Origin of the sequence: Amantichitinum ursilacus (genome assembly GCF_001294205.1) — a bacterium.
In the GTDB taxonomy this organism is placed as follows: Bacteria; Pseudomonadota; Gammaproteobacteria; order Burkholderiales; family Chitinibacteraceae; genus Amantichitinum; species Amantichitinum ursilacus.
This window is the reverse complement of record NZ_LAQT01000002.1, coordinates 182,986-209,433: the sequence shown is the minus strand read 5'-3', so window position 1 is coordinate 209,433 and position 26,448 is coordinate 182,986. Positions and strand designations below refer to the sequence as shown.

The 26,448-nt window shown below is 56.9% G+C and carries 26 protein-coding genes and 2 tRNA genes; 1 reads left to right on the top strand and 27 read right to left on the bottom strand.

The window, feature by feature from the left end:
* Positions 1–19 precede the first annotated feature (19 nt).
* The gene (locus WG78_RS22300; RefSeq protein ID WP_152969042.1) at positions 20–613 is read right to left on the bottom strand and encodes a hypothetical protein; all 594 of its coding nucleotides are present in this window, start codon (positions 611–613) and stop codon (positions 20–22) included.
* Positions 603–1,751 (bottom strand): helix-turn-helix domain-containing protein, encoded by a 1,149-nt coding sequence (locus tag WG78_RS03290; protein ID WP_083458745.1) that lies wholly within the window; start codon positions 1,749–1,751, stop codon positions 603–605. The genes WG78_RS22300 and WG78_RS03290 overlap by 11 nt, the downstream gene beginning before the upstream one ends.
* Before the next feature lie 465 nt (positions 1,752–2,216).
* Between WG78_RS03290 and WG78_RS03280 the strand changes: the two genes are divergently transcribed.
* Positions 2,217–3,071 (top strand): DUF2971 domain-containing protein, encoded by an 855-nt coding sequence (locus WG78_RS03280; protein ID WP_152969041.1) that lies wholly within the window; start codon positions 2,217–2,219, stop codon positions 3,069–3,071.
* Positions 3,072–3,213: 142 nt separating this feature from the next.
* Here WG78_RS03280 and WG78_RS03275 read toward each other — a convergent pair.
* The 25 genes from WG78_RS03275 to WG78_RS03155 form a co-directional block, all read right to left on the bottom strand.
* A tRNA-Pro gene (locus tag WG78_RS03275) sits at positions 3,214–3,290 on the bottom strand.
* A gap of 267 nt (positions 3,291–3,557) precedes the next feature.
* A complete protein-coding gene (locus WG78_RS03270; protein WP_053936352.1) occupies positions 3,558–3,908 on the bottom strand; it encodes a MerR family transcriptional regulator in 351 nt (116 codons plus the stop codon).
* Positions 3,874–4,191 carry an integration host factor subunit alpha gene (locus WG78_RS03265; protein ID WP_053936351.1) on the bottom strand — a complete coding sequence of 106 codons (318 nt, stop codon included), beginning with the start codon at positions 4,189–4,191 and terminating at the stop codon, positions 3,874–3,876. The genes WG78_RS03270 and WG78_RS03265 overlap by 35 nt, the downstream gene beginning before the upstream one ends.
* A 50-nt stretch (positions 4,192–4,241) precedes the next feature.
* Positions 4,242–6,602, bottom strand: coding sequence for a phenylalanine--tRNA ligase subunit beta (pheT, locus tag WG78_RS03260; protein ID WP_053936350.1), 2,361 nt, complete (start codon positions 6,600–6,602; stop codon positions 4,242–4,244).
* Positions 6,603–6,617: 15 nt separating this feature from the next.
* Positions 6,618–7,613 (bottom strand): phenylalanine--tRNA ligase subunit alpha, encoded by a 996-nt coding sequence (pheS, locus tag WG78_RS03255; RefSeq protein ID WP_053936349.1) that lies wholly within the window; start codon positions 7,611–7,613, stop codon positions 6,618–6,620.
* Between the two features lie 152 nt (positions 7,614–7,765).
* Complete coding sequence (gene rplT / locus WG78_RS03250) at positions 7,766–8,125, bottom strand: 50S ribosomal protein L20 (protein WP_053936348.1); 360 nt, start codon at positions 8,123–8,125, stop codon at positions 7,766–7,768.
* A gap of 15 nt (positions 8,126–8,140) precedes the next feature.
* A complete protein-coding gene (gene rpmI, locus WG78_RS03245; protein ID WP_053936347.1) occupies positions 8,141–8,338 on the bottom strand; it encodes a 50S ribosomal protein L35 in 198 nt (65 codons plus the stop codon).
* Positions 8,339–8,527: 189 nt separating this feature from the next.
* Positions 8,528–9,070 carry a translation initiation factor IF-3 gene (gene infC / locus WG78_RS03240; RefSeq protein WP_444541697.1) on the bottom strand — a complete coding sequence of 181 codons (543 nt, stop codon included), beginning with the start codon at positions 9,068–9,070 and terminating at the stop codon, positions 8,528–8,530.
* Between the two features lie 34 nt (positions 9,071–9,104).
* Positions 9,105–11,003: a threonine--tRNA ligase gene (gene thrS, locus WG78_RS03235; RefSeq protein ID WP_053936646.1), complete on the bottom strand. Its 1,899-nt coding sequence runs from the start codon at positions 11,001–11,003 to the stop codon at positions 9,105–9,107.
* A gap of 250 nt (positions 11,004–11,253) precedes the next feature.
* Positions 11,254–11,330, bottom strand: a tRNA-Val gene (locus tag WG78_RS03230).
* 179 nt (positions 11,331–11,509) lie between these two features.
* Positions 11,510–11,809 carry a DUF2818 family protein gene (locus tag WG78_RS03225; RefSeq protein ID WP_053936346.1) on the bottom strand — a complete coding sequence of 100 codons (300 nt, stop codon included), beginning with the start codon at positions 11,807–11,809 and terminating at the stop codon, positions 11,510–11,512.
* Positions 11,810–11,816: 7 nt separating this feature from the next.
* A complete protein-coding gene (gene nuoN / locus WG78_RS03220) occupies positions 11,817–13,271 on the bottom strand; it encodes an NADH-quinone oxidoreductase subunit NuoN (protein ID WP_053936345.1) in 1,455 nt (484 codons plus the stop codon).
* Positions 13,272–13,312: 41 nt separating this feature from the next.
* Positions 13,313–14,815 carry an NADH-quinone oxidoreductase subunit M gene (locus WG78_RS03215; protein WP_053936344.1) on the bottom strand — a complete coding sequence of 501 codons (1,503 nt, stop codon included), beginning with the start codon at positions 14,813–14,815 and terminating at the stop codon, positions 13,313–13,315.
* 52 nt (positions 14,816–14,867) lie between these two features.
* Positions 14,868–16,967, bottom strand: coding sequence for an NADH-quinone oxidoreductase subunit L (gene nuoL / locus WG78_RS03210; protein ID WP_053936343.1), 2,100 nt, complete (start codon positions 16,965–16,967; stop codon positions 14,868–14,870).
* Between the two features lie 34 nt (positions 16,968–17,001).
* A complete protein-coding gene (gene nuoK / locus WG78_RS03205; RefSeq protein ID WP_053936342.1) occupies positions 17,002–17,307 on the bottom strand; it encodes an NADH-quinone oxidoreductase subunit NuoK in 306 nt (101 codons plus the stop codon).
* A gap of 13 nt (positions 17,308–17,320) precedes the next feature.
* Positions 17,321–17,956, bottom strand: coding sequence for an NADH-quinone oxidoreductase subunit J (locus tag WG78_RS03200; RefSeq protein WP_053936341.1), 636 nt, complete (start codon positions 17,954–17,956; stop codon positions 17,321–17,323).
* A 16-nt stretch (positions 17,957–17,972) separates the two neighbouring features.
* The gene (gene nuoI, locus WG78_RS03195; protein ID WP_053936340.1) at positions 17,973–18,461 is read right to left on the bottom strand and encodes an NADH-quinone oxidoreductase subunit NuoI; all 489 of its coding nucleotides are present in this window, start codon (positions 18,459–18,461) and stop codon (positions 17,973–17,975) included.
* 20 nt (positions 18,462–18,481) lie between these two features.
* Positions 18,482–19,543 carry an NADH-quinone oxidoreductase subunit NuoH gene (gene nuoH, locus WG78_RS03190; RefSeq protein ID WP_201782351.1) on the bottom strand — a complete coding sequence of 354 codons (1,062 nt, stop codon included), beginning with the start codon at positions 19,541–19,543 and terminating at the stop codon, positions 18,482–18,484.
* An 11-nt stretch (positions 19,544–19,554) separates the two neighbouring features.
* Positions 19,555–21,861, bottom strand: coding sequence for an NADH-quinone oxidoreductase subunit NuoG (nuoG, locus tag WG78_RS03185; RefSeq protein WP_053936339.1), 2,307 nt, complete (start codon positions 21,859–21,861; stop codon positions 19,555–19,557).
* Between the two features lie 87 nt (positions 21,862–21,948).
* Entirely contained in the window at positions 21,949–23,235 is a 1,287-nt protein-coding gene (gene nuoF, locus WG78_RS03180; RefSeq protein WP_053936338.1) for an NADH-quinone oxidoreductase subunit NuoF, read from the bottom strand.
* Positions 23,236–23,709: an NADH-quinone oxidoreductase subunit NuoE gene (gene nuoE, locus WG78_RS03175; protein ID WP_053936337.1), complete on the bottom strand. Its 474-nt coding sequence runs from the start codon at positions 23,707–23,709 to the stop codon at positions 23,236–23,238.
* On the bottom strand, positions 23,709–24,965 hold the full coding sequence (locus WG78_RS03170) for an NADH-quinone oxidoreductase subunit D (protein ID WP_053936336.1): 1,257 nt from the start codon (positions 24,963–24,965) through the stop codon (positions 23,709–23,711). Before WG78_RS03170 ends, nuoE begins: the two co-directional genes overlap by 1 nt.
* Positions 24,955–25,554 carry an NADH-quinone oxidoreductase subunit C gene (locus WG78_RS03165; RefSeq protein WP_053936335.1) on the bottom strand — a complete coding sequence of 200 codons (600 nt, stop codon included), beginning with the start codon at positions 25,552–25,554 and terminating at the stop codon, positions 24,955–24,957. Before WG78_RS03165 ends, WG78_RS03170 begins: the two co-directional genes overlap by 11 nt.
* Positions 25,555–25,562: 8 nt before the next feature.
* Positions 25,563–26,069, bottom strand: coding sequence for a NuoB/complex I 20 kDa subunit family protein (locus WG78_RS03160; RefSeq protein WP_053936334.1), 507 nt, complete (start codon positions 26,067–26,069; stop codon positions 25,563–25,565).
* 4 nt (positions 26,070–26,073) lie between these two features.
* Positions 26,074–26,442 (bottom strand): NADH-quinone oxidoreductase subunit A, encoded by a 369-nt coding sequence (locus tag WG78_RS03155; RefSeq protein ID WP_053936333.1) that lies wholly within the window; start codon positions 26,440–26,442, stop codon positions 26,074–26,076.
* Positions 26,443–26,448: the final 6 nt, after the last annotated feature.

Here is a 26,448-nt window from a genome sequence, read left to right as displayed (position 1 = left end):
CGTCGTTGATCTCGCTCGGTTATTTCGGAGAAGCTTTCGTTGCCAACATTAGTCGACAGCGCATTGCCTCATCGAATGTTTGATTAAAGAAGGCTGTCAAAGGTCGCGACTCGAATCGCTCATGCTCCTTGATAACTTCAGCATGGTCCGCGTGTCCCAAACGCATATGAAAGTGCAGGTAACCGTAAAGCCGAGGGGTAGTCTCAATTGGCAAACCCAACACGTTCTGAGCATATGTTCTGGCGAGCTTCTCGTCTGTCATTACCGCAATACTACGGATACCATAAGCAGTGGCAATGCATGACAGCTCGCCCGAACCAAGTTTGCCAGGCGCTTTTTCAGAGATTGCGAGCAAATCATCCAAACTGCATTCCTGAATCGGAAATCTTCCCCTCTCCCGATTGGAGATCAGACGATCCATTAGTACTTTCTGTTCAGGTGTAACGTTTGGACGAGGCCGCTGCAGACACTCATACAAAACAACCGGCGTAATACAGAAATGCAGTTTTGCTTGAGCAGCGGCTTCATTCAGACGCAACGAAGACAACATATTCCAGACCGCACAAGTATCTACCACCGAGACAGTCGCAAATTTTGCCGGATCAAAGCTCATGAACGATGCTCCGACCGTAAAGAACAGAGATCTCTCTAGTTTCCTTGTGATCCGAAAGCAGGGCCTCGCCTAAACGGCCCGCCGAAATCAATCCTCGATTGTGAGCCTCGAAACAAAGCCCCACATAGTAATCAGACAAGCCACGCTCCAAAAGCTGCTGGCGTCGGCGCATTTGAGTGGCATTTAGGTAGTCAGGAGCTTCGGGGTCAATCTTTTCAGCCATCGGCACTCGTACAGAACGGATTAATTTTGCGGCATCCTGATCAACAAGCCGAGCCTCCAGGAGTGCATACGACAAGGCTTCCGTACTGACCTTGAAGTTTTTTGCCCAATGCTGGGCCAGTCCCGTATCCCAGATCTTAATGCTGGGTAACAGCTCAGGTGGCATCAGATAACACGATGCAAATCGATTCGCTCGTATCTCTTTGCGGTCCTTCCTATCGTAGTTGGAGCTACTACTCTGGTAACTGACACTGGCAGCCTCGGCGGAATCAAATATAGCGTGTGCAGCTTCATGGCTCACCGAAAACCGTTGGCGGTAGATGTCCTCTTCATAATTGACCAAGATGCAATGACCAGCGATGGGATGCTCGATGTAAAGACCGGAAATTTCGGAGTTGGCCAATCGACGCCGAAAAACGTGCAATCCGATACTTCGAAAATCCGAGTAAATATCCAGTTGAATCTTTTTCGAGGTATACCCCAACCGTTGCCGCAGAGCGTGCGCAGCCTGTTCCCCTTGCTGTTTAAAGAAAGTGCCGGTCGGCGTGAAGCTAAATGGAATTGGCGTGCGCCCCAGCTCTTTTTCAAGACTGGCTTCTATCTCGCAGAGAAACAAAAATTCCTGAATTGATCGCCGATCACTGCCGGTAAATGCTGGCCCGAATCTACGATATAGAATATCGGTTTGCTTGAATGGCTCCGGGCGATTGGGATCAACAAAATCCCGAAAGTCTCTCGCGTAGTAGTTGGCAAGAATCAGAAGTTCATCACCAGAGGGAACCTGCGCTCCCGCTTCTATGCTTGCGAGCCGTTCGGTTGCGATTCCGGTTTGTGCAGCGGCCTCAACCAGCTCAACCGATTGAAGTCGGCGCGCTTCCGCCAGCCGAGATGAGATCAACACAAGATCAATCTTCATATCTTGCCATTCTGTAGAGTCGGATTAGACAAGTTTACCGGTAATCCCGGATAGGTCACTGCGTATGGAGCAATGAAAGCCCGTTGCCGCACCCGTTGATTACGATTCACCGGTGAGCGTGATTGTCAGCTAGCTTGAGGAATCAGCGGGGGAGCCCCGTTAACCACGACACCCTGACAGTCTGCCTGCATTTGGTTGTTTAGCGCTACAAGCTGGCCATAATTCCAACCCAAGCTATGCAACGTCATCTCCGCTGTTCGGAGATCAGAAACACTACCATTCGAACGAATACGGGCAGTGTAGGCCTCAAACCCTACGTAGCCACCGTCGGCTCTTGAGTTGATCGCGCAGAAATAAAAAGCATACTGAGCCCACAACAAAGCAAGAGCGGCAATTAACTCAACTGAATCGAACAGCGCGAAGACCAGGCTCACCATCAACGGCCAGACTCACTAAGGGCACAACATGAGTGTCAGAAAAATCGAAATTGAAACCGACTACGGTGTAGTTTCCTTGAATTTCTGGAACGGACCACTCTTCAAATACAAGAGCCTGGACGGCAACGGAATACATCATGTGCTGGAGTTAATCCGGAACCGTCTTCTTTATTTTCCAAAGCCATCAATCCTCAATGATCCGGAAGAATGCAAACCGAACTATGTTCTTGGAAACTATGGGGATCCGGACTACCGACCACGTGTCCACGCTTGGGCAAGACGATGCATGCTTGGTCGAGAACCCCATCCTAGCGAAGAAGAAATGCAAGTTGAGTTAGACGGGTTAACCCAAGAAAAACTAGACGCCCTGCTGCCCGCTGCAAATGCGGATATACACCGCGAGCTGGATGCCAAGATGCGGATCATGAGCCTCAGCACCTCCGCCCAAAACCAACATCTGTGGAACGAGTACGCATGTAACCACAAAGGCATCGCGATAGAACTGGACCTGCGGAATCAATTGGCGTTAGCGCAAGAAGTCATTTATCACGATGAAATCCGCACGATTGATCTCACGGACAGCATGAGCTTTGATGATCTCAAAAAGGGTGTATTGACCAAAACAACGATATGGGCACCGGAACAAGAATATCGGTACGTTCTTCAGCAGCCGCGCTTACAGGGAGACCCTGAACTTCGTGACGACAAACTGCTGATTGACGAACGCGCCCTCAGATCCATTACGTTCGGCTACAACACCAGTCCAGCCCACATTACGCAGATTGTAGAAGCTATACGCGCCCACCAACCTTGGGTTGAATTGCATCAAACTATTGGCCGTCCACCGGAACAGCATTTCAATAGAGTTCAATATCGAGGGTGAATGGTTGACACAACAAGACTCAAACCCCCTTGAAATAACAAGCAGTATCCAAGGAGTACTCGAAAGTGTACCCGAATAGGCTGTATAGGCTGGAAATGCAACAAGGGCCTGTAAACCGAAGTCTACAAACCCTTGTTTGATTTGGTCGGAATGGCGGGATTCGAACTCGCGACCCCTTGCACCCCATGCAAGTGCGCTACCAGGCTGCGCTACATTCCGAGAGAGACGCGATTATAGACCAGCTTTGTCGGGCCTGCCTAGCATCACCCCTCATTTTTTCACTGCGCGGTCGATAAGCAATTGAATTGAGTAGCAATCCCGGCAAAGCCTGCGCTGGCCTCGGCGTAGGCATAACCACAGCGCCACACCTGCATGCCGGCGCTAACCTGCCCCGCCCGCGCCAGGCTAACAATGAAAACGCCGGCTCAGGCTATCAAACCTGATCCGGCGTTTTGATTTGCTTCAGCGCATTACGCATCCGGGCGCTTATTCATCCAGCCAATCCAGCAGCGCTTGCAGCCCTTCGCGCATGGATGCGGCGGGGCTGGCGGCTTCTTCGCCGGCGTGGGCCAGCTGGTTGCGCGCGCCGCTGATGGTAAAACCTTGTTCGTATAACAGCGAGCGAATCCGCCGCACCAGCAGCACTTCGTGGTGCTGGTAGTAGCGACGGTTACCGCGGCGTTTTACGGGTTTGAGCTGGGTGAATTCCTGTTCCCAGTAGCGCAGAACGTGCGGCTTTACGCCACACAGTTCGCTCACTTCACCAATGGTGAAGTAGCGCTTGGCAGGAATTGGCGGCAGTTCACTGGTTGAAATGACGTTGCTGCTGTTTTGCATAGTGCAGTTCTACTAGCCCTTTCAGTTTCTGACTGGCATGGAAGGTGACTACACGGCGAGCGGAGATCGGAATCTCTTCCCCGGTTTTAGGATTGCGGCCCGGGCGTTGCGGTTTATCGCGCAACTGGAAATTGCCAAAACCTGACAGTTTGACGGTGTCGCCTTCTTCAAGCGAGGCACGGATTTCTTCGAAGAATGCTTCGACCATATCCTTGGCTTCGCGCTTGTTCAGGCCAACCTTGTCAAACAGCAAATCGGCGAGGTCTGCTTTGGTAAGCGTCATTGTTGTTATCTCATTACGATACGACTTGGCGTCGGTGCTACTGGGTAAGCTCATGCTCGTAGTGTGGCGCCATGCGCTGCAGCGGCTGCGATCAGCGCGGCCACGGTAGCGTCGACTTCCTCATCAGTAAGAGTTTTGTGAGTATCTTGCATCAACACCTTGAAAGCAAGGCTCTTTCTGCCTTCAGGCACACCTTTGCCACGGTAGATATCAAACAGCTCGATGGCGGTGACCAAAGGCTGATTGGCCGCGGCAAAAGCAGCTTGCAACTCACCCAGCGTCAGTGATTCTTCGGCCAGCAAGGCCAGATCACGACGCACCGCTTGTTGTTTTGACACGGCACTCGCCTTGACCGGCCGGACAGACAGCAACGCCGCCACTTCCAGCTCAAACACGACGGGCGACGTGCCCAGTTCATAGCTCTGCGTAAACTGCGGGTGCAGTTCACCCAACCAGCCGATTACCTTGCCGTCCAGCAACACTTCGGCGCTGCGGCCGGGGTGCAGTGCAGGATGGCTGGCGCGGCGGAACGTGGCCACGCGCGGTGCGATCAGCGCTTCAACGTCGGCTTTGACGTCAAAGAAATCAACCGCCACATCGCTAAGGCCCCATTGTTCCGGCTCGCGGCTGCCCCAAGCCAGGCCACCGATGCGCTCAGGTTGCGCTTCGGCGGTCACGCCATGGAACACACGCGCCAGTTCAAACAGACGCACGCGTTCGGCTTTACGATTCTGGTTGTACTTGAGCGCGCTGACCAGGCCGCCCAGCAAGGACGAGCGCATGACGCTCATCTGGCTGGCGATCGGATTGATCAGCTTGATTGGATCGGCGTTGTGGGCCAGTTCGGTTTCCCACTTCTGTTCCACAAACGCGTAATTGATGCTTTCCTGGTAGCCGCTGCCGACCAGAATCTGCTTGAGCGTAAACTTGTTCCGGGCATTGCCAGGCTGCGGCAGCATGGCGATGCGACTGGCGGCCGGGCGCGACGGGATGTTGTCGTAGCCGAACATGCGCGCCACTTCTTCGATCAGATCTTCTTCAATCTGGATATCAAAGCGGAAGCTGGGCGGTTGCACGGTGATGACATCGCCATCCAGTTGCGCATCCAGGCTCAGGCGTTGCAGCAGCAACAGCACTTCGTTGCCGGTCAGATCCAGGCCCAGCACGCGTTTGACGCGCGATACGCGCAGCGTGACAGCGTTGCGCACTGGCAGTTTGTCCGCGACGACGGTTTCGACCACCGGGCCTGCCTCGCCACCACAGATTTCCAGCAGCAATTGCGTGGCGCGTTCAAGGCTGGCGCGGGTGTGACCAAAGTCGACGCCGCGCTCATAGCGATGGCTGGCTTCAGACGAGAAGCCCAGGCGGCGCGCTTTGCCCGCAACCGCGGCAGGGCTGAAGAAGGCGGATTCGAGGAAGATATCGCGGCTTTCGTCGTCGATCTCACTATTGGCGCCGCCCATGATACCGCCCAGCGCGACAGGCTTAACACCGTCGGTGATGACCAGCATATCGGCGTCGAGCGCAAGTTCTTTGCCGTTCAGCAAGGTCAGCGCTTCGCCCGCGTGGGCCAGCCGCACAACGATATCGCCGCCCAGCTTGTTGGCGTCAAAAGCGTGCAGCGGTTGGCCTTGCTCGATCATCACGTAATTGGTGATGTCGACCACGGCGCTGATGCTGCGGATGCCCGAGCGCGCCAGGCGCTGCTTCATCCATTCCGGCGTGGGCGCGGTGCGGTCGATGCCACGGATGATGCGGCCGGTGTACAACGGGCACGCTTCCGGCGCTTCCAGCTTGATCGTCAATGCGTCGGCGATGGTTGCAACCACCGGCGTCGGCACGATGGCGTCTTGCGCCACGCCGGTCAGCGCCGAGACTTCACGCGCAATACCGCGGATCGACAAACAATCGGCACGGTTAGGGGTCAGTTTCAGCGTCAGCAGCGTGTCGTCGAGGTTCAGATAGTCGCGAATCGACTGCCCAACCGGCGCGTCGTCCGGCAGGATCAACAGGCCATCAGCATCTTCGGCGATGCCCAGTTCTTTGGCCGAGCACAGCATGCCGCTCGATTCCACGCCACGGACCTTCGCCAGTTTGATCTTGAAATCGCCCGGCAGATCAGCGCCAACGCGAGCGCACGGCACGCGAATGCCGGGGCGTACATTGGGTGCGCCGCATACGATTTGTACGGGCGCAGCCTCGCCCACGTTCACCAAGCAGACGTTCAGGCGATCCGCGTTTTCGTGGCGGGTTACCGTCAGCACTTCGGCGACGATGACATCAGTAAATGCAGGCGCAGCCGGGTCGGATTCTTCGACTTCCAGGCCCGCCATGGTCAGCAAATGCGCCAGTTCTTCTGACGCCAGCGCAGGATTGGCCCAGCTGCGCAGCCATTGTTCAGAGAATTTCATGTCAGGAGCCCAGGCTTATTTGAATTGCTGCAGAAACGCGAGATCGTTCTCGAAGAACAGGCGCAAATCGTTGACGCCGTAATACAGCATCGCAAACCGATCCAGGCCAAAGCCAAAGGCAAAGCCGGTGTAGACCTCAGGGTCGATGCCGACGTTACGCAGCACATTGGGGTGCACCATGCCGCAACCGCCGATCTCCAGCCAGCCACGCTCGCCCAGCACATCGACTTCGGCCGACGGTTCGGTAAACGGGAAGAAGGACGGACGGAAGCGCACTTGCAGATCGTCGCGCTCAAAGAAGTTACGCAGCCAGTCGGTGATGACGGCTTTGAGGTCAGCAAACGACACGCCCTCTTCCACCCACAGGCCTTCCATCTGATGGAACATCGGCGAGTGCGTGGCATCCGAATCGACACGGTACACGCGGCCCGGCGCGACGATCTTGATCGGCGGCTTGTGGTCGAGCATGTAACGCACCTGGATTGGCGAGGTGTGCGTGCGCAGCACCAGCGGTTCGCCATTGGCGCCGCCATCCACGTAGAACGTGTCCTGCATGGCGCGCGCAGGATGATCTTTGGGGATATTCAGTGCTTCAAAATTGTGGAAATCGTTTTCGATTTCGGGGCCATCAGCCACGGTAAAACCGAGCGAGGCGAACAGCGCTTCGATGCGTTGCTGCACCAAGGTGACTGGATGCAGACCGCCGGTGCCGCGATTGCGGCCAGGCAGCGTGATGTCGAGCGCTTCAGCGGCCAGTTGGCGCGCCAGTTTTTCCTGGGCCAGGGCTTCGCGGCGGGCATTGAGCGTGGCTTCAAATGCCTGGCGCGCCTGGTTAACCGTGGCGCCGAAGGTTTTCTTTTCTTCGTGCGACAGGCTGCCCAATTGCTTCAGCAAAGCGGTGATAGCACCCTCTTTACCGACATATTTAGCTTTTACGTTTTCCAGCGCGGGCGCTTCACTGGTTGCATTCAGTTCAGCGAGACCTTGCTCAAGGAGGGCTTGTACGTCCATGTTGAAATGTCGCGCGTATCGCGCGCTCCTGCCTGGAATTCTGCCGTCGGCCCGGTTGGGCGCGACAATAAAAAAGGAGGGCCGGGAAGCCCCCCTTGTATTGCTCATTGGCACGTCATCGCGCGGTCTGACGACCGCGCGGACGATCATGCTCAAGCAGCGAGGCTAGCCTTGGCTTGTTCAACGAAGGCGGCAAATGCCGGCTTGTCAAACACGGCCAGATCGGCCAGAACCTTGCGGTCAACCTCAATGCCGGCCTTCTTCAGACCATTCATGAACTTGCTGTAGGCCAGACCCAGTTCACGCGAAGCTGCGTTGATACGAGCAATCCACAGCTGACGGAACTGACGCTTCCTTTGACGACGGTCACGATATGCATACTGACCAGCCTTCATTACCGCTTGCTTGGCAATGCGGTATACGTTCTTGCGACGGCCGCGATAGCCTTTGGCAAGGGCCAGTACTTTCTTGTGACGAGCGCGGGCAGTTACACCACGTTTAACGCGAGGCATAGATAATCTCCTTGGTTAGCCGTAGGGCAACATTGCACGAACGCTGGCCATGTTGGTCGGGTGGACCATGCATGTGCCGCGCAGTTGGCGCTTGTTCTTGGTGGTTTTCTTGGTCAGGATGTGGCGCTTGAACGCTTTGCTGCGCTTGACACCACCACCGCCGAGTACTTTCAGGCGCTTTTTAGCGCCACTCTTGGTTTTCATCTTGGGCATGAATATGCACTCCAATGATGTTTAGATCCGGCAACAGGCGCCTTCTTGCGAAGGACTTTGGGCCCGCCACCACGCTTTTGTTGCGGCTGCTTGTTCCACCCGGCCATTGCTGGCCCGACAGAACATAAACGGGAGCAGCCGCGCCCCCGTTGTTTGCTACACCCCGCAGCCCGAAGGCCGCACGGCTACTTATTTTTTCTTCGGCGCCAGCATCATGATCATCTGGCGGCCTTCCAGCTTGGGGTACTGCTCGACGATGGCGATTTCGCCAAGGTCTGCTTCTACCCGCTTGAGCTGGGCCATACCGATTTCCTGGTGGGCCATTTCGCGCCCGCGGAACCGGAGGGTAATCTTGGCCTTGTCGCCATCGTTCAAGAAACGGATCAGGTTCTTAAGCTTTACCTGATAGTCGTTCTCGTCCGTGCCCGGCCGGAATTTGACTTCCTTAACCTGAATCTGCTTCTGCTTCAGTTTGGCCGCGTGATCTTTCTTGGACTTTTCGTACTTGTACTTGCCGTAATCCATGATGCGGCACACCGGCGGCGTCGCATTGGGGGCAATCTCGACCAGGTCCAGTTCGGCTTCTTCCGCCTTGGACAACGCGTCGTACAGACTCACCACGCCCAGTTGTTCGCCTTGGGCATCCTGCAAGCGGACTTCGCGAGCGGTAATCTCGCCGTTGATCCGCGGCTCCTTGTCTTGAGCAGCTATCTTGATTCTCCAGTCAGTCAAATGCAAAGCCGTGCGAACGGCTTGGTGTAATCCGTTACAGCAGTTCGGGTTTCAGCCGTTCCAGCAAGGCCTCTACCGTCATCTGCCCCAGATCTTCACCACTGCGGCTACGCACGGCCACCAGACCTGCAGCTTTTTCTTTGTCGCCCACAATGAGTTGGTACGGCAAGCGCTGCAAGCTATGTTCGCGGATTTTATAGGTTATTTTCTCGTTTCTCAAGTCTGATTGCACCCGAAGGCCAGCGGCCTTCAGCTTTTGGGCTACTTCAGCCACGTAATCAGCCTGCGCTTCCGAGATATTCATCACCACCAACTGCGTCGGCGCCAGCCACAACGGGAAGGAACCGGCAAAGTTTTCAATCAGGATACCGAGGAAACGCTCCATCGAACCGACGATCGCGCGATGCAGCATGATCGGGCGCTGGCGGCTGTTGTCTTCGGCCACATACTCAGGGCCCAGACGCTCCGGCAGCACAAAATCGAGCTGCAGCGTACCGCATTGCCACGAACGGCCAATCGCGTCCTTGATGTGGTATTCCACTTTCGGACCGTAGAAAGCGCCCTCACCCGGCAGCTCTTCCCATTCCACGCCGCAGGCACGCAAGGCATCGCGCATGCCGTTCTCGGCATTGTCCCAGCCTTCGTCGCTACCGGCGCGTTTGTCCGGGCGCAGCGACAGCTTGATTGAGACATCCGTAAAGCCCATGTCGTCGTACACGCTCATGGCCAGTTGATGGAACGCAATCGCTTCCGAAATAAACTGATCAGGCGTACAGAAAATATGCGCGTCATCTTGCGTAAAGCCGCGTACCCGCATCAAACCATGCAACGAACCGGACGGCTCATTGCGGTGGCAAGCGCCGAACTCGGCCAGGCGCAACGGCAGATCGCGATACGAGCGCAGATCGCTATTAAAAATCTGCACATGGCCGGGGCAGTTCATCGGCTTGACCGCGTAAACGCGTTTTTCCGACTCGGTGATGAACATGTTGTCGTGGTAATTTTCCCAGTGGCCCGAGCGCTCCCACAGCACGCGATCCATCATTTGCGGCGTACGCACTTCTTGATAGCCCGCTACGCCCAGACGGCGGCGCATGTATTGCTCGATGGACTGCCACAGCTGCCACCCCTTGGGATGCCAGAACACCATGCCCGGCGCTTCTTCCTGCATATGGAACAAGTCCAGCGCCTTGCCGATCTTGCGGTGATCGCGCTTTTCGGCTTCTTCCAGACGATGCAGATACGCATCCAGATCTTCTTTCTTCGCCCACGCGGTACCGTATACGCGCGTCAACATTTCGTTCTTGCTGTCGCCGCGCCAGTACGCGCCAGCCACCTTCATCAGCTTGAATACTTTCAGCTTTCCCGTCGACGGCACGTGTGGGCCGCGGCACAAGTCGGTGAAATCGCCTTCGCGATACAGGCTCAGCGTTTGATCAGCCGGGATCGACTCGATGATCTCAGCCTTGTACTTCTCACCGATGCCTTTGAAATACGCCACGGCTTCGTCACGCGACAGTTCGTAGCGCTCCACCGGGATGTCCTGTTTGGCCAGCTCCGCCATTTTCTTCTCGATGGCTGCCAGATCTTCCGGCGTAAACGGGCGCGAATAACTGAAATCGTAATAGAAGCCTTCATCGATCACCGGGCCGATGGTGACTTGGGCGTCCGGAAACAACGATTTAACGGCATAGGCCAGCAAGTGGGCCGTGGAGTGGCGAATAACGTCGAGGCCATCCGCATCCTTGTCCGTCACGATGGCCAGACTGGCATCGTGGTTAATCACAAAGCTGGTGTCGACCAGTTTGCCGTCGACCTTGCCCGCCAGCGCAGCACGCGCCAGACCCGCGCCAATGCTGGCCGCTACGCCATGCACGCTGATCGGGGATTCGAATTCACGTTTGGAGCCATCGGGAAGCGTAATCGCAATCATGGTTTTCGCCTTCTTGTCGGGCCGCGCCACTCGGGGCATGCGGGCCGCAATATTATCGATCAGATTTTTCTGCCGGCCCGGCAATCACATTCGCGATCAACGCTCAGGGCGCAGGGGCAAAAAAAAAGTGCGGGCAGAAGCCGCACTTTTTTATACAAGACCAAGCCAAGCACGGCTACCGCGTTCAGTTAACACCGGTAGTCGTGGTAGTTCGGAACATGGCTTGATCTTCCTTTTCATCAAATTCTGTTGGTAGGCACGATTGGACTCGAACCAACGACCCCCACCATGTCAAGGTGGTGCTCTAACCAGCTGAGCTACGTGCCTGTCGAAGAACGGCGATATTAGCGACTTCGCCCGTGCCTGGCAAGCCCTGTCCTACATAAAATGTAGATTCTTCGTACTATTTGCGCCGCCACGCTACCCCGCGACTACATCCACGCTGCCGCAAGCCAAAAAAAACGCCACCATAAAGGTAGCGTTTTCCTCGCGATAGCTGGTGTGTGTTACATACCAGGCTTGCGCCAGAAGTGGCGCCAGACAAACCCTGGCCACGCCACCACCACAAATAAAGCCAGGGTGGCGACATAAAACCACCAGTGTTGCGGCTGCACCGTGCTGACGCGCGCCTCAAGTACCCGCGCAATGCCTAATACCACAGCGTACAACACCAACACCTCCAGCAGTTCCCAGCCGAAGTGCTTGCGCAGACGCGTGTTGGGCACAACCAGAAACACGCGGTCCGACAAGAAAGGCAGGTTGGCGGCAACCACACCCAACACACACAACAAAACGACTTCGAGCATGCGGTCCTTACATCTGCACGATGGAGTGCGTGATGGCCGCGGTGACCAGATACATCAGGCGGTCCGGCATCAGGCCCAACACCAGCAGCAACAAGCAGTTAACGCTGAGGATGGCGCGGGCATCGATGCCTGCGACAATAGGATGCGTATCTTCCGCCTCATCGAAATACATGACCTTGACCACGCGCAAGTAATAGAACCCGCCAATCAGCGACATCAGCACGCCATATACAGCCAGCCAGGTCAGGCCCATGCTCACAACGGCTTTCAGGATAGCCAGTTTGGCAAAGAAGCCCACAAACACCGGCACACCCGCCATCGAGAACATGACGATCAGCATCATGAAAGCAAACCACGGGCTGCGTTGATTCAGACCCTTGAAGTCATCAATGCGATCGGCTTCAAAGCCGGCGCGCGACATCAACATGATCAAACCGAAGCCCGCCGCGCTGGTCAGCAGATAGGTAATCGAATAGAAGAATGCCGCGCCATAGCCGTACGGATTGCCGACCATGATGCCCAGCAGCACAAAGCCCATATGGGCGATGGCCGAGAATGCAAACATGCGCTTGATGTTCGATTGCGCAATGGCGGTGATGTTGCCCAAGGCCAGTGACAGCACTGCCATCAACATCAGCATCTGGCTCCAGTCCGGCGCAAAGCCTTGCAGCGATTCGGCCAGGATGCGCAGGATAAACACAAACGCAGCCACCTTGGACGAAGTACCAATCAGCTGCGCGACAGGGGTGGGCGCGCCCTGGTACACATCGGGCATCCACATATGGAACGGCACCGCGCCCAGCTTGAAGCCAATACCCACCACAATGAACACCAGACCGAACACGCTCAGTACACGGTTAGCGCCACCAGCAGTGATGTTGTGCGCAATGGTCAGTACATCCAGGCTCTGGCTGGCGCCGTACACCATCGACATACCGTACAGCAGCAGACCAGAAGCCAGCGCGCCCAGCACAAAGTATTTCATCGAGGCTTCGGACGATTGCACGTTGTCGCGGTTCAGCGCGATCAGGGCATACATGGCCAGCGATTGCAGTTCCAGGCCCACGTACAGCGTCACGAAGTTCATGGCGGATGCCATTACCATCATGCCCAGCAGCGAGAACAGGCTTAGCGTAAACAGCTCGCCCCGAAACAAACCGCGCGCCTCGGCATAGGCCCGGCCATAGATAAACACCAGCGCAGCGCCCAGCACCATGGCCAGCTTGGCCACGCCTGCCAGCGGGTCTTGCACAAACATGCCGCTGAAAGCCAGTTGCGGCGGTTGCGCCAGGCCGTTAACCAGCAGACAGGCCGTGACAGCCAGTGCGCCCAACGTCAGTAAATAAGTGACGTGCCGCTTGGCGTCGCTAACAAACAGATCGATCAGCAGGACGGCGCAAACCGCGATCAGGAGAAAAATCTCCGGTGTTGCCGCACCTGCATTCAGACTGGTCCAGGTCATGCTCTAAACCCTTTTATATTCATTGCTTGTGATTGCTTCGGTTACTGCGGCAGCTTGGTCTGCGCCACGTGCCAGATCAGATCGTTAACAGAGAAGTGCATCAGATCGGTAAAGGGCTTCGGATACAGACCCATACCCAGCACGGTGATGGCCAGAATCACCAGCACCAGCAACTCCCGCTTGTTCACGTCTTTCAGTTCTTCCACGTGGTGATTGGCGACTTCGCCGAAGATCACGCGTTTGTACATCCACAAGGTATAGGCAGCGCCAAAGATCAGCGTGGTGCCAGCAAAGAACGCGTACCAGAAATTAACCTGCACCGCGCCCAACACCACAAAGAACTCACCCACAAAGCCCGACGTGGCCGGCAGACCCGAGTTGGCCATCGCAAACAGCATCATGAAGCTGGCGAAGATCGGCATCTTGTTTACCACGCCACCGTAATCGGCAATCTTGCGGCTGTGCACGCGGTCGTACATCACGCCGATGCAGAAGAACATCGCGGCCGACACAAAGCCGTGCGAGATCATCTGTACCAACGCGCCTTCGACTGCAAACTGGTTCAGATTGCCGTTGCCGGTAAACATGAAGAAGCCCAGCGTGACAAAACCCATGTGCGAGATCGACGAATAAGCCACCAGCTTTTTCATGTCGGTCTGCACCAGCGCCACCATACCCACGTACACCACGGCGATCAGCGAGAACAGGATGAACACCCAGGCGTACTGACGACATGCATCCGGCACGATCGGCAGCGCAAATCGCAGGAAACCGTAGGCACCCAGCTTCAGCGTAATGGCTGCCAGCACCATCGAGCCGCCGGTAGGCGCTTCAACGTGGGCATCGGGCAACCAGGTGTGCACCGGCCACATCGGCACTTTCACACCAAACGCAAAGAAGAATGCAATCAGCAGCAGGCCTTGCGCAGTCATGCCCAGCGGCAGACGGGCAAAATCCGCAATGGCAAACGAGCCGTTGGCCTGAAAGTACAGGTAGATAAACGAGACCAGCGTCAGCAGCGAGCCCAGGAACGTGTACAGAAAGAACTTGATCGATGCATACACGCGGCGCGGGCCGCCCCAGATACCGATGATCAGGTACATCGGGATCAACATGGCTTCAAAGAACACGTAGAACAGGATGGCATCCTGCGCCACAAACGCGCCATTGATCAGGCCCGACATGACGAGGAATGCCGCCATGTATTGCGCAACGCGTTTCTGGATTACGGTCCAGCCCGCAATCACCACCATCAGCGTGGTAAAGCTGTTCAGGATGACAAACCACACCGACAGACCATCCACACCCAGCGAGTAGTTGATGCTGAATGTTTCGATCCACGGCTTCAGCTCAACAAACTGCATGCCGCTGCTGTAGTGATCAAAGCCTGTGTACAGCGGAATGGTGACCGCAAAGCCTAGCAAGGCGCCAATTACAGCCAGCACGCGAGCCATCGGTGCGTTCTTGTCGCTCCCGGTGGCCAGCACGATCAGGCCAGCCGCGATCGGTACCCAGATCGCTAAGCTCAGAAGATTACCCGTCATAGTCTACCTGCTTGTTTTTTAATTACTTTAAACAGCGCTGAATCCAGTGGGATCAGTGCATCGCGCCATAGAGCGGAATACCGATCCACAAGGTAATCATCACCAACGCGCCCAGAATCATTGCAAACGCATAGTGATAGATGTAACCCGTCTGGACGCGGCGTACCACGAACGAGAAGAATTGAACCAGGCGAGCAGCGCCATTCACCACCAGACCGTCGATCAGCAACGCATCGCCCACCTTCCACAGCACGGTGCCCAAGGCGCGGCCAGCGGCGGCAAACACGTTGATGTACAGAAAGTCCATGTAGTACTTGTTTTCGAGCAGCTTGGTCACGCCAATCGAGCTGAAGAATTTGCCCACGGCTTTCGGCAGTTCCGGCTTGAGGATGTAGAACACATACGACAGCACCACACCGGCCAGAGCCAGCCACACCGGCAAACCGGCGAAGGCGTGCAGACCCATTTCGGCCGCGCCGCCGAATTCGTGCGCCAGTTCTTCCATTGCCGGATGCGCTTCGTTGTTGACGAAGATCACGCCCTTGAAGAAGTCGCCGAACAGCATCGGCTGGATGGCGAAGAAACCAATCAGCGCGGACGGAATCGCCAGCAGAATCAGCGGCAGCGTCACCACCCACGGCGATTCGTGCGGCTTGTCGTTCGGACCCAGACCGTGATGTTCTTCGTGGTCATCGCCGTGCGCAGCATGGTCGTCACCAGCATGCGCGCCGTGCGCGGCCGGGGCGTGATGCGCATCGGCATGAGCATGGTGCGGCTTGGCTTCCATCCAGCGCGACTGGCCATGGAACACCAGGAAGTACATGCGGAACGAGTAGAACGCGGTGACGAACACGCCAGCCACGACAGCAAAGTAGGCAAAGTGCGCGCCCGGCAGATGCGAGGTGGACACCGCGTCAATAATCGAATCTTTGGAGTAGAAGCCCGAGAAGAACGGCGTGCCGATCAGCGCCAGTGAACCGATCAACGAAGTAATCCAGGTAATCGGCATGTATTTACGCAGGCCGCCCATGTTGCGGATGTTCTGATCATGGTGCATGCCCATGATCACCGAACCCGCGCCAAGGAACAGCAGCGCTTTAAAGAAGGCGTGCGTCATCAGATGGAACACGGCTACCGAGTACGCCGATACACCGAGCGCCACGGTCATGTAACCGAGCTGCGACAGCGTGGAGTAGGCAACCACACGCTTGATGTCGTCCTGAATGATGCCGAGGAAACCCATGAACAGCGCGGTAATCGAGCCGATCACCAGGATGAAGTTCAGCGCGGTATCCGACAGCTCGAACAGCGGCGACATGCGCGTCACCATAAAGATACCGGCCGTCACCATGGTTGCGGCGTGGATCAGTGCGGAAATCGGGGTCGGACCTTCCATCGAATCGGGCAGCCACACGTGCAGCGGAAACTGTGCCGATTTACCCATCGCGCCCACAAACAGCAGGATACAAGTGAGCGACAGCAGCGACCACGGATGGCCGGCAAAGATCGTGATGGTGGCGTCTTTCAGTTCGGGCGCCTTGGCAAACACCGCGGCGTAGTCCAGCGAGCCAAAGTGGCCCAGCACCAGGCCGATACCCAGCAGAAAGCCGAAGTCGCCCACGCGGTTAACCAGAAACGCTTTCAGGTTGGCGAAGGTGGCGGTCGGGCGCTTGAACCAGAAACCGATCAGCAGGTACGACACCAGACCCACGGCTTCCCAGCCGAAGAACAGCTGCACAAAGTTGTTGCTCATCACCAGCATCAGCATGGAGAAGGTAAACAACGAGATGTAGCTGAAGAAGCGGTTGTAACCCGGATCTTCGGCCATATAGCCGATGGTGTAGATGTGCACCATCAGCGACACAAAGGTCACCACGCACATCATCATTGCGGTCAGCTTGTCGACCAGAAAGCCGACATTGAAGTCGACGCCATTAATGGTCAGCCAGTTATAAACCGGCTCGTTGTAGCTGGCGCCGCCATGCAGCAGGTAGTTGAGCGTATACAGCGACAGCCCACACGCCACCGCCACACCCGCGATGGTGACCGTGTGCGCCACGCGACGGCTGATGGCCCAACCGAACAGACCTGCGACCAGCGCACCGAACAACGGCGCCAGTGGAATCAGCAGGTAGATTGTTTTCATATCCATTATTGTTACCCGAATATCTGACGTTGCTTGTTCGTTAGCCCTTCAGGCTGCCCAGGTCTTCGACGTTGATCGAGCGCAAGTTACGGAACAGCACGACCAGAATTGCCAGACCAATCGCCGATTCTGCAGCGGCCACGGTCAGGATGAAGAAGACGAATACCTGCCCGGAGGCGTTCCCCAGAAACTGCGAGAAAGCGACGAAGTTCATGTTGACCGCCAGCAGCATCAATTCGATGGCCATCAGCAACACGATCAGGTTCTTGCGGTTAACAAAGATACCGAACACGGAGATCGCAAACAGGATCGCCGAGAGCACAAGGTAATGAGTCAGTGTCAGCACGGTGCGCTCCCCATCACGCTTTCGGTTGTTCTTCGACGACCTCGCCCACAGTGGGGCGGGCCTCGGCAGCCATCTTGACGATCCGCACGCGGTCTTCGCGCTTGGTGGCAATCTGAACAGCCGGATTGATGTATTTGGTGTTCTTGCGTTTGCGGATGGTGAGCGCGATCGCGGCGATCATCCCTACCAGCAGCAGCGCGGCGGACAACTGGAACGGCAGGAAGTACTGGGTATAAATCAGATAGCCCAGCGCCTTGGCGTTGTTGTAACCCGCGGCTTGCTCCGGCAGACCGCCCACCACCACTTCGGCGGCGCGGCTATGCAGGATCAGGCCCATTTCAACCGCCATGATGATGGCGACGGTCACGGCCAGCGGCACGTGCTTCCAGAAGCCTTTACGCAACTCTTCAAAGTTGACGTCCAACATCATCACTACAAACAAAAACAGCACCATTACTGCGCCGACATAGATCAGCACCAGCGCCACGGCCAAAAATTCGGCCTTCATCAGCATCCACAGGCAGGCGCCCGAAAAGAATGCCAGCATCAAGAACAGCGCGGCATGCACAGGGTTCTTGGCGGTAATGGTGGCCAGACCGGCCCCCAGCAACACCACCGCGAACAGATAAAAGAGAACTACGGTTGTCATGACGATCCCTTGTCGATCAGCGGTATTTGGCGTCGGCGGCTTTACGCTCGGCGATTTCGCTTTCGTACTTGTCACCCACCGCCAGCAGCATCGGCTTGGTGTAGTACAGGTCGCCACGCTTCTCGCCGTGATATTCGAGAATATGCGTCTCGACGATGGCATCGACCGGACAGGCTTCTTCGCAGAAACCGCAGAAAATGCACTTGGTCAGATCGATGTCATAACGCGTGGTGCGGCGGGTGCCGTCGTCACGTACGTCCGATTCGATCGTGATGGCCATGGCCGGGCAAACCGCCTCGCACAATTTGCATGCAATGCAACGCTCTTCGCCGTTGGCGTAGCGACGTTGCGCATGCAGACCGCGAAAACGCGGGCTGTACGGGGTCTTTTCTTCCGGAAACTGCACGGTAATCTTGCGCTGGAAGAAGTAGCGACCCGTCAGCATCAAGCCCTTGACGAGCTCGACCAGCAGGAACGTTTTGAAAAAATGGTTGATTCTATCCATGTCTTTATATCCTCTACTTCTTACTTCCAGAGCGAGAACGAAGTCTGCATCCAGGCGCCAATCAGCACGATCCAGACCAACGTGACGGGGATGAACACTTTCCAGCCCAGACGCATCAACTGGTCATAGCGATAGCGCGGGAAAGTAGCCCGGGCCCACAAGAAGAAGAACAACATGAACGCGACCTTGAGGAACCACCAGATAAAGCTGGGGGCGCCCAGGAACGGAATGCTGGCCGGGAACGGTGACAACCAGCCGCCCAGGAACATGACCGACGACATGGCGCTGATCAGGATCATGTTCATGTATTCGGCCAGGAAGAACAGCGCGAAGCTCATGCCCGAATACTCGATCATGTGGCCCGCCACAATTTCGGATTCGCCTTCCGTCACGTCAAACGGGGCGCGGTTGGTTTCCGCAAGACCCGCGATAAAGTAGACGACAAACAAGGGCAGCAGCGGCAGCCAGTTCCACGACAACACCGAACCACCGGCAATGCCGCGACCTTGCTGCATTACGATTTCGCTGATGTTAAGGCTACCGGACACCATCATCACGCCGATCAGCGCAAAGCCCATCGCCAGTTCGTACGACACCACCTGTGCGGCGGCGCGCATCGCACCCAGAAACGCGTATTTGGAGTTGGACGCCCAGCCCGCGATGATGATGCCGTACACGCCCAGCGAGGTAATTGCCATCACGTACAGCAAACCCACGTTGACGTCGGCCAGCACCACGCCCGGGAAGAACGGCATGACGGCCCAGGCGGCCAGCGCCGGCATCAGCACCAGGATCGGCGCAATAAAGAACAGCGCTTTGCTGGCGGCGGACGGTGCAATGATTTCCTTCAGCAGCAGCTTCAACACGTCCGCAAACGGTTGCAGCAAGCCAAAGAAGCCCACCCGGTTCGGGCCGATCCGGATCTGCATGTAGCCGATGACTTTACGCTCGGCGTAGGTCATGTAGGCCACGCCCAGAATCAGCGGCACCATGATCACGACAATCTTGATGATCGCGTAAATCACCATCCCGAGGATGTTGTAGTGGAGGAAATCCATTAATTGTTTGAATAGATCCAGCATTCTCGTCGCCCTTATGCTTTCGCAACTTGCAGCGCGGCGGCGCTGTCAAGATCACGGGTCAGCGGGTGGCCAGCAGAAATCCGCACAACCTGATCCAGCAAGCGGGCGTCCAGCGCCACTACTAGTTCAGCCGTACCGCCCTGCTCTACTTTGACTTTGTCACCGGCCGCTACACCCAGTGCAGCCAGGGTGGCCGCGTTGGCGCGCAACGTTTCGGCAACCTGCGCATCCACGGTGGCATGCAGGCTAGGCGCACGACGTGACAACACATCGCTCTGGTACAACGGCACTTCAGCCAGACGCACCAGACCGTTGCCGGCCGCTCGCGCTTTCACGTGCACATGAGCTACAGCGTTGTTGTTGAGACGGGCTTCGACGCCAGCGGCCAGCGCTTCGTCACGGACTTCTTCCGAAGTGCCGTAATCAAAGCCATGCAGACCCAGCAAGTTGCCCAGCACGCGGAACACTTTCCAGGCCGGACGGGTATCGCCCAGCGGACGCACCACGCCGTTAAAGCTTTGCGGGCGGCCTTCCATATTGATGTAAGTGCCCGAGGTTTCCGAGAACGGCGAAACCGGCAGGATTACATCGGCATAGTCGTATGCGCACGACTGGAAGCTCGACAGCACCACCACCATTTCGGCTTGCTCAACCGCAGCCAATGCCTTGACCGGGTTGGCGGTATCGAAGTCGGGCTCTGCGCCCAGCAATACATAGGCTTTCTTCGGCGTAGCAAATACGTCGCCTGCGGCGTTAAAGCCGATCAACTCAGCGCCCGCGGTGTTGGCGCCCGCGGTCAGCACGCCGAAGGTGGCGCCAGTCAGCGCAGCCAGTGCGGCGGCAACGGCGTGGATTTCGGCGGCGCGCGCATCTTGTACGGCCAGGTTGCCGAGGATGATCGAAGCACGTTCGCCCGCAGCCAGGATATTGGCCACGCCGCGAGCGACATCGGTAATCTCGGTGTGGCTGGTGTCGATATGCGCCGGGCAGGTTGCGCCCTTGATTTCGACGGTGGCTTTCAGTACGGCCAGCAGGCCTTCCACCAGTTGGTCCGGACGGGTAACCACTTCACCGGCCAGACGCAGCAGCATGTCGTCGCCGTGCGGGTTAACCGCAGCAACCTTCATGCCGTGCTTGACGGCCTGGCGCAGACGTTGCGCGATCAGCGGGTGTTCTTTGCGCAGCGTGGAACCCACTACCACCACGGCATCGCTTTCTGCCAGTTCCACAATGCTCTGGCCCAACCACTGCACGCCGGCGGTGGCAAAGCTGGCATCGTGCTGACGCAGACGCGATTCAGTATTTTGTACGCCCAGACCGTTGGCCAGCTTCTTCAGCAGGAACAGTTCTTCCAGCGTGGATTGCGGCGTGGCCACTGCGGCGATGCTGTCGACGCCATGGTCAGCCACGATGGACTTGAGGCCGTTGGCGACGTATTCCAGCGCCACGGTCCATTCCACCTGTTGCCATACGCCGCCTTGCTTGATCATCGGCTTGGTTACGCGTTCCGGGCTGTTGAGCGCTTCGTACGAGAAACGATCGCGGTCGGACAACCAGCATTCGTTAATCGACTCGTTATCCAAGGGCAGCACGCGTTTAACTTGATGGTCTTTCACCTGCACGGTCAGGTTGGAACCCAGACCATCATGCGGGCTTACCGATTTGCGACGCGACAGTTCCCAGGTCCGCGCCGAGAAGCGGAACGGCTTGGACGTCAGCGCGCCCACCGGGCACAAGTCGATCACGTTGCCCGAGATTTCCGAATTAACGGTCTTGCCGATAAACGACATGATCTCGGAATGCTCACCGCGGCCCGGCATACCCAGTTCCTGGTAGCCTGCCACTTCTTCGGTAAAGCGCACGCAACGGGTGCAATGAATGCAACGCGTCATGTCGGTGGAGATCAGCGGGCCCAGGTTCTTGTTGACCACCGAGCGCTTTTCTTCTTCGTAGCGCGAAGCGGACTTGCCATAACCGACGGCCAGATCCTGCAGCTGACATTCACCGCCCTGATCGCAAATCGGGCAATCCAGCGGGTGGTTGATCAGCAAAAACTCCATCACGCCCGCTTGCGCCTTGACGGCGGAGTCGGAGTGAGTCCACACCTTCATGCCGTCCGTCACCGGCGTGGCACAGGCGGGCAACGGCTTGGGCGCTTTCTCGACCTGGACCAGACACATCCGGCAGTTAGCGGCGATGGAGAGTTTTTTGTGATAGCAAAAGTGCGGGATGTACGCGCCAACCGAGTTGGCGGCGTCCATCACGGTGCTGCCACCGGGCACTGTCAGCTTCTTACCGTCGATTTCGACTTCAAGCATGATCGATCGATCCAGTTAATTCTTCAAAAATTCTTGAGCGACAAGGCATCACGGCGCGCGCATCGAGTGCGGCGCGCCGGGTCTTGCTCAGTGGTCCACCAGGCAGCGTTTGTTTTCGATGTGATATTCGAATTCGCTGCGGAAGTGTTTGAGCATGCCTTGGACCGGCATCACGGCGGCGTCGCCCAGCGCACAAATCGTGCGGCCTGCGATATTGGCGCCAACCGACAGCAGCAAATCGAGGTCTTCCGGACGGCCATGGCCGTGTTCGATACGGTGAATCACGCGATACAGCCAGCCAGTGCCTTCACGGCACGGCGTACATTGGCCGCACGATTCTTCAAAGTAGAAATAAGACAGGCGTTCCAGCGCGCGCACCATACAGGTGTCTTCGTCCATCACGATCACCGCGCCCGAACCCAGCATCGAACCCGCTTTCGCGATCGAATCAAAGTCCATGGTGCAGTTCATCATGATGTCGGCAGGCAACACCGGGGCGGACGAACCACCCGGGATGACGGCTTTCAACTTCTTGCCGTTGCGCATGCCACCGGCCAGTTCAAGCAGTTCGGCAAATGGCATGCCCAGCGGCACTTCGTAATTGCCCGGACGATTGACGTGACCGGAAATCGAGAACAGCTTGGTGCCGCCGTTGTTGGGCTTGCCCAGCTCAAGGAATTTCTGGCCGCCGTTACGCACGATGTACGGCACCGACGCATAGGTCTCGGTGTTGTTGATCGTGGTGGGCTTGCCGTACAGACCAAAGCTGGCGGGGAAAGGCGGCTTGAAGCGCGGCTGGCCTTTTTTGCCTTCCAGCGACTCCAGCAGTGCAGTTTCTTCGCCGCAGATATACGCGCCATAACCATGGTGCGCATGCAGCTGGAAGTCGAAACCGCAACCGAGGATGTTGGCACCGAGGAAACCGGCAGCGCGGGCTTCTTCGATGGCTTCTTCAAAGCGCTCGTAGGCTTCGAAGACTTCACCGTGGATATAGTTGTAACCAACGGTCGCACCCATGGTGAAACCGCCGATGATCATGCCTTCGATCAGCGCGTGCGGGTTGTTCCAGATGATATCCAGATCTTTAAAGGTACCCGGCTCGCCTTCATCGGTATTGCAGACCAGGTATTTCTGACCCGGAAAGCTACGCGGCATGAACGACCATTTCAGGCCGGTAGGGAAACCGGCGCCACCGCGACCACGCAGCGCCGACAGTTTCATTTCGGCGATGATCTGGTCTTGCGTCAGTTTTTCGTCGGCGATGCGACGCAGCCCGGCGTAACCGCCACGCTTTACATATTCTTCGAGACGCCAGCTATTGGGGTCGTCAAAATCCACGCCCTCAAACACCACGCCTTTTGCAAACGTCGCCATTTATTCGAGCTCCGCCAGTTTCTTGTCGATGGCTTCCGGGGTCATGTGATTGCACATGGTGTGATTGTTGAACAACATCACCGGTGCATAGCCGCAAGCGCCCATACACTCCCCTTCCTGCAACGTAAACTTGCCGTCGGCGGTGGTTTCACCGTAGCCGATGCCGAGTTTTTGCTGCAGATATTTGCCGGCGTCCGCGCCGCCCGACAGTGCACAGGGCAGATTGGTACAGACCGTGAGCTTGAACTTGCCCACTGGCTGGCGATTGAACATGCCGTAGAACGTGGCCACTTCCATGGCGGCGATCGGGGGCAGGCCAAGGTAATCGGCAACGGCTTCGACGACGTCGTTGCTCAGCCAGCCGTGTTCGAGTTGAGCGATGCGCAGCGCCGACATCAGGGCCGAACGCTTTTGCTCGGCCGGGTACTTGGTCAGTTCCCGGTCGATCTTCGCGAGGGATTCTTTGGACAACATCAGCGATCCACCTCACCAAATACGATATCTTGCGTGCCGATAATGGCCACGACATCCGACAGCATGTGGCCGCGCGACATTTCGTCGAGCGCGCTCAGATGCACATAGCCCGGCGCACGAATCTTCAGACGATACGGCTTGTTGGCCCCGTCCGAGATCATGTAGATGCCGAACTCACCCTTCGGATGCTCCACCGCGGCATAAGCCTCGCCTTCGGGCACGTGCATGCCTTCGGTGAACAGCTTGAAGTGGTGGATCAGTTCTTCCATGTTGGTTTTCATGCCAACACGCGACGGTGCAGCCACCTTGTGGTTCTCGGTAATCACCGGACCCGGGTTGGCGCGCAGCCATTGCACACATTGCTTGATGATGTGGTTGGACTGACGCATTTCTTCGACGCGCACCAGATAGCGGTCGTAGCAATCGCCGTTTTTGCCCACCGGGATATCGAAATCAAGCTTGTCGTAGACTTCGTACGGTTGCTTTTTGCGGATGTCCCACTCGATACCGGAACCACGCAGCATCGCGCCGGTAAAGCCCAGCGCCTTGGCGCGTTCTGGCGTGACCACACCGATACCGACGGTACGTTGCTTCCAGATGCGGTTGTCAGTCAGCAGGGTTTCGTATTCGTCGACGTAGCCCGGGAAGCGCTTGGTAAAGTCGTCGATAAAGTCGAGCAGCGAACCTTCGCGGTTTTCGTTCAGGCGCTTGATGGCGGCAGCGTTGCGCACTTTGGAAGCCTGATACTTGGGCATCTCTTCCGGCAGATCGCGGTACACGCCACCCGGACGGTAGTACGCTGCATGCATCCGGGCGCCGGACACTGCCTCGTAGCAATCCATCAGATCTTCACGTTCGCGGAACGCGTACAGAAAGATGGTCATCGCGCCGCAATCCAGACCGTGCGAGCCGATCCACATCAAGTGGTTCAGGATACGGGTGATCTCGTCGAACATCACACGGATGTACTGCGCGCGCAGCGGCACATCGAGGCCCAACAGGCGCTCGATAGCCATGCAATAGGCGTGCTCGTTGGACATCATCGACACATAGTCGAGACGGTCCATATACGGCAGCGATTGAATATAAGTCTTGGTTTCAGCCAGCTTTTCGGTGGCGCGATGCAGCAGACCGATGTGCGGATCGGCGCGCTCTACGACTTCACCATCCAGCTCCAGCACCAGGCGCAACACACCGTGCGCGGCCGGGTGTTGCGGGCCAAAGTTCAGCGTGTAATTACGGATTTCAGACGCCACCGTAGTTCTCCTCGCGAATGATGCGCGGCGTGTTTTCGCGCGGGTCGATGGTGACCGGCTGGTAAATCACCCGGGCTTGCTCCGGGTCATAACGCATTTCAACGTAACCGCTGACCGGGAAGTCTTTGCGGAACGGATGGCCGACAAAGCCATAGTCCGTCAGCAAACGACGCAGATCAGGGTGGCCTTGATAAATGATGCCGTACAGGTCAAACGATTCACGCTCAAACCAGTTAACGCCCGGCCAGATATCGATCAGCGACGGCAATACCGGAAAATCATCATCGGTGCAAAACACGCGCAAACGCAGGCGGATATTGTGCGTGTACGACAACAGATGGGCCACGGACGCAAAGCGCAGACCTTCCCACAAGCCATCGCGATACGCGCTGTAATCCACGCCGCACAAGTCCACACAGGCTTCGAAACGCAGCGCGGGGTCATCACGCAGCAGCGTTGCAGCCTCGATAAACTTGGCAGCCGGCACTTCCAGCGTTACTTCATCCAGGCGCGTCTTGAGCGAATTGATACGCTCTGCGCCCAGCACGCGCTGGATGTCTTCAATCAGTTGATTCAGGGTTTTAGCCACGATGTACCTCAGCCGTGCGCCTGCTCGAGCTGACGCGCCCGGGCGATGGTGTTGGTGCGCTTGATCTTGTTCTGCATCTGGATCAGACCGTACAACAGCGCTTCGGCCGTCGGCGGGCAACCCGGTACGTAGATATCAACCGGAACGATGCGATCACAGCCGCGCACCACCGAATACGAGTAGTGGTAATAACCACCACCGTTGGCACAGGAGCCCATCGACAGCACCCAGCGCGGTTCCGGCATCTGGTCGTACACCTTACGCAGCGCGGGGGCCATCTTGTTGCACAGCGTACCGGCGACGATCATCAAGTCAGACTGACGCGGCGACGGACGAAACACGATACCGAAGCGGTCAAGGTCATAACGCGCCGCACCAGCGTGCATCATTTCTACGGCACAACAGGCCAGACCAAACGTCATCGGCCAAAGCGAGCCCGTGCGCGCCCAGTTGATAACGGTGTCGACGGATGTCGTGATAAAACCCTTTTCAAGGCTTTGCGTTGCTGCAGTCATCGCTTTACTCCCACTCCAGCGCGCCCTTCATCCACTCGTAGGCAAAGCCCACGACCAGGATGGCCAGGAAGATCAACATGGAAAAGAAACCGAAAGAGCCGATCTCCTTGAGCACGAGCGCCCACGGCACCAGAAAGGCCACTTCAAGATCGAACAGGATAAACAGGATGGCGACGAGGTAGTAGCGGACATCGAACTGGATGCGCGCGTCTTCGAAGGCTTCGAAGCCACACTCGTACGGGGAGAGTTTTTCTGGATCGGGTTTGTCAGTACCCAACAACTTGCTGAACACACCGCCCAACGTCATCAGACCCGCACCTGCGACGGTGCCAATGATGATGAAAAGCAGTATGGGGAAGTAATTCTGTAGCATGTCGAT

What these genes read in the sequence shown, in the direction of transcription:
- WG78_RS03225 (WP_053936346.1), bottom strand. Translation starts at nt 11,809, where the DNA reads ATGCTCGAAGTCGTTTTGTTGTGTGTGTTGGGTGTGGTTGCCGCCAAC.
- WG78_RS03290 (WP_083458745.1), bottom strand. Translation starts at nt 1,751, where the DNA reads ATGAAGATTGATCTTGTGTTGATCTCATCTCGGCTGGCGGAAGCGCGC.
- rplT (WP_053936348.1), bottom strand. Translation starts at nt 8,125, where the DNA reads ATGCCTCGCGTTAAACGTGGTGTAACTGCCCGCGCTCGTCACAAGAAA.
- WG78_RS22300 (WP_152969042.1), bottom strand. Translation starts at nt 613, where the DNA reads ATGAGCTTTGATCCGGCAAAATTTGCGACTGTCTCGGTGGTAGATACT.
- WG78_RS03200 (WP_053936341.1), bottom strand. Translation starts at nt 17,956, where the DNA reads ATGACAACCGTAGTTCTCTTTTATCTGTTCGCGGTGGTGTTGCTGGGG.
- pheT (WP_053936350.1), bottom strand. Translation starts at nt 6,602, where the DNA reads ATGAAATTCTCTGAACAATGGCTGCGCAGCTGGGCCAATCCTGCGCTG.
- WG78_RS03270 (WP_053936352.1), bottom strand. Translation starts at nt 3,908, where the DNA reads ATGCAAAACAGCAGCAACGTCATTTCAACCAGTGAACTGCCGCCAATT.
- nuoN (WP_053936345.1), bottom strand. Translation starts at nt 13,271, where the DNA reads ATGACCTGGACCAGTCTGAATGCAGGTGCGGCAACACCGGAGATTTTT.
- WG78_RS03160 (WP_053936334.1), bottom strand. Translation starts at nt 26,069, where the DNA reads ATGACTGCAGCAACGCAAAGCCTTGAAAAGGGTTTTATCACGACATCC.
- thrS (WP_053936646.1), bottom strand. Translation starts at nt 11,003, where the DNA reads ATGATTGCGATTACGCTTCCCGATGGCTCCAAACGTGAATTCGAATCC.
- nuoL (WP_053936343.1), bottom strand. Translation starts at nt 16,967, where the DNA reads ATGGATATGAAAACAATCTACCTGCTGATTCCACTGGCGCCGTTGTTC.
- nuoI (WP_053936340.1), bottom strand. Translation starts at nt 18,461, where the DNA reads ATGGATAGAATCAACCATTTTTTCAAAACGTTCCTGCTGGTCGAGCTC.
- WG78_RS03280 (WP_152969041.1), top strand. Translation starts at nt 2,217, where the DNA reads ATGAGTGTCAGAAAAATCGAAATTGAAACCGACTACGGTGTAGTTTCC.
- nuoE (WP_053936337.1), bottom strand. Translation starts at nt 23,709, where the DNA reads ATGTTGTCCAAAGAATCCCTCGCGAAGATCGACCGGGAACTGACCAAG.
- rpmI (WP_053936347.1), bottom strand. Translation starts at nt 8,338, where the DNA reads ATGCCCAAGATGAAAACCAAGAGTGGCGCTAAAAAGCGCCTGAAAGTA.
- WG78_RS03265 (WP_053936351.1), bottom strand. Translation starts at nt 4,191, where the DNA reads ATGACGCTTACCAAAGCAGACCTCGCCGATTTGCTGTTTGACAAGGTT.
- nuoG (WP_053936339.1), bottom strand. Translation starts at nt 21,861, where the DNA reads ATGCTTGAAGTCGAAATCGACGGTAAGAAGCTGACAGTGCCCGGTGGC.
- nuoH (WP_201782351.1), bottom strand. Translation starts at nt 19,543, where the DNA reads ATGCTGGATCTATTCAAACAATTAATGGATTTCCTCCACTACAACATC.
- WG78_RS03155 (WP_053936333.1), bottom strand. Translation starts at nt 26,442, where the DNA reads ATGCTACAGAATTACTTCCCCATACTGCTTTTCATCATCATTGGCACC.
- nuoF (WP_053936338.1), bottom strand. Translation starts at nt 23,235, where the DNA reads ATGGCGACGTTTGCAAAAGGCGTGGTGTTTGAGGGCGTGGATTTTGAC.
- pheS (WP_053936349.1), bottom strand. Translation starts at nt 7,613, where the DNA reads ATGGACGTACAAGCCCTCCTTGAGCAAGGTCTCGCTGAACTGAATGCA.
- WG78_RS03215 (WP_053936344.1), bottom strand. Translation starts at nt 14,815, where the DNA reads ATGACGGGTAATCTTCTGAGCTTAGCGATCTGGGTACCGATCGCGGCT.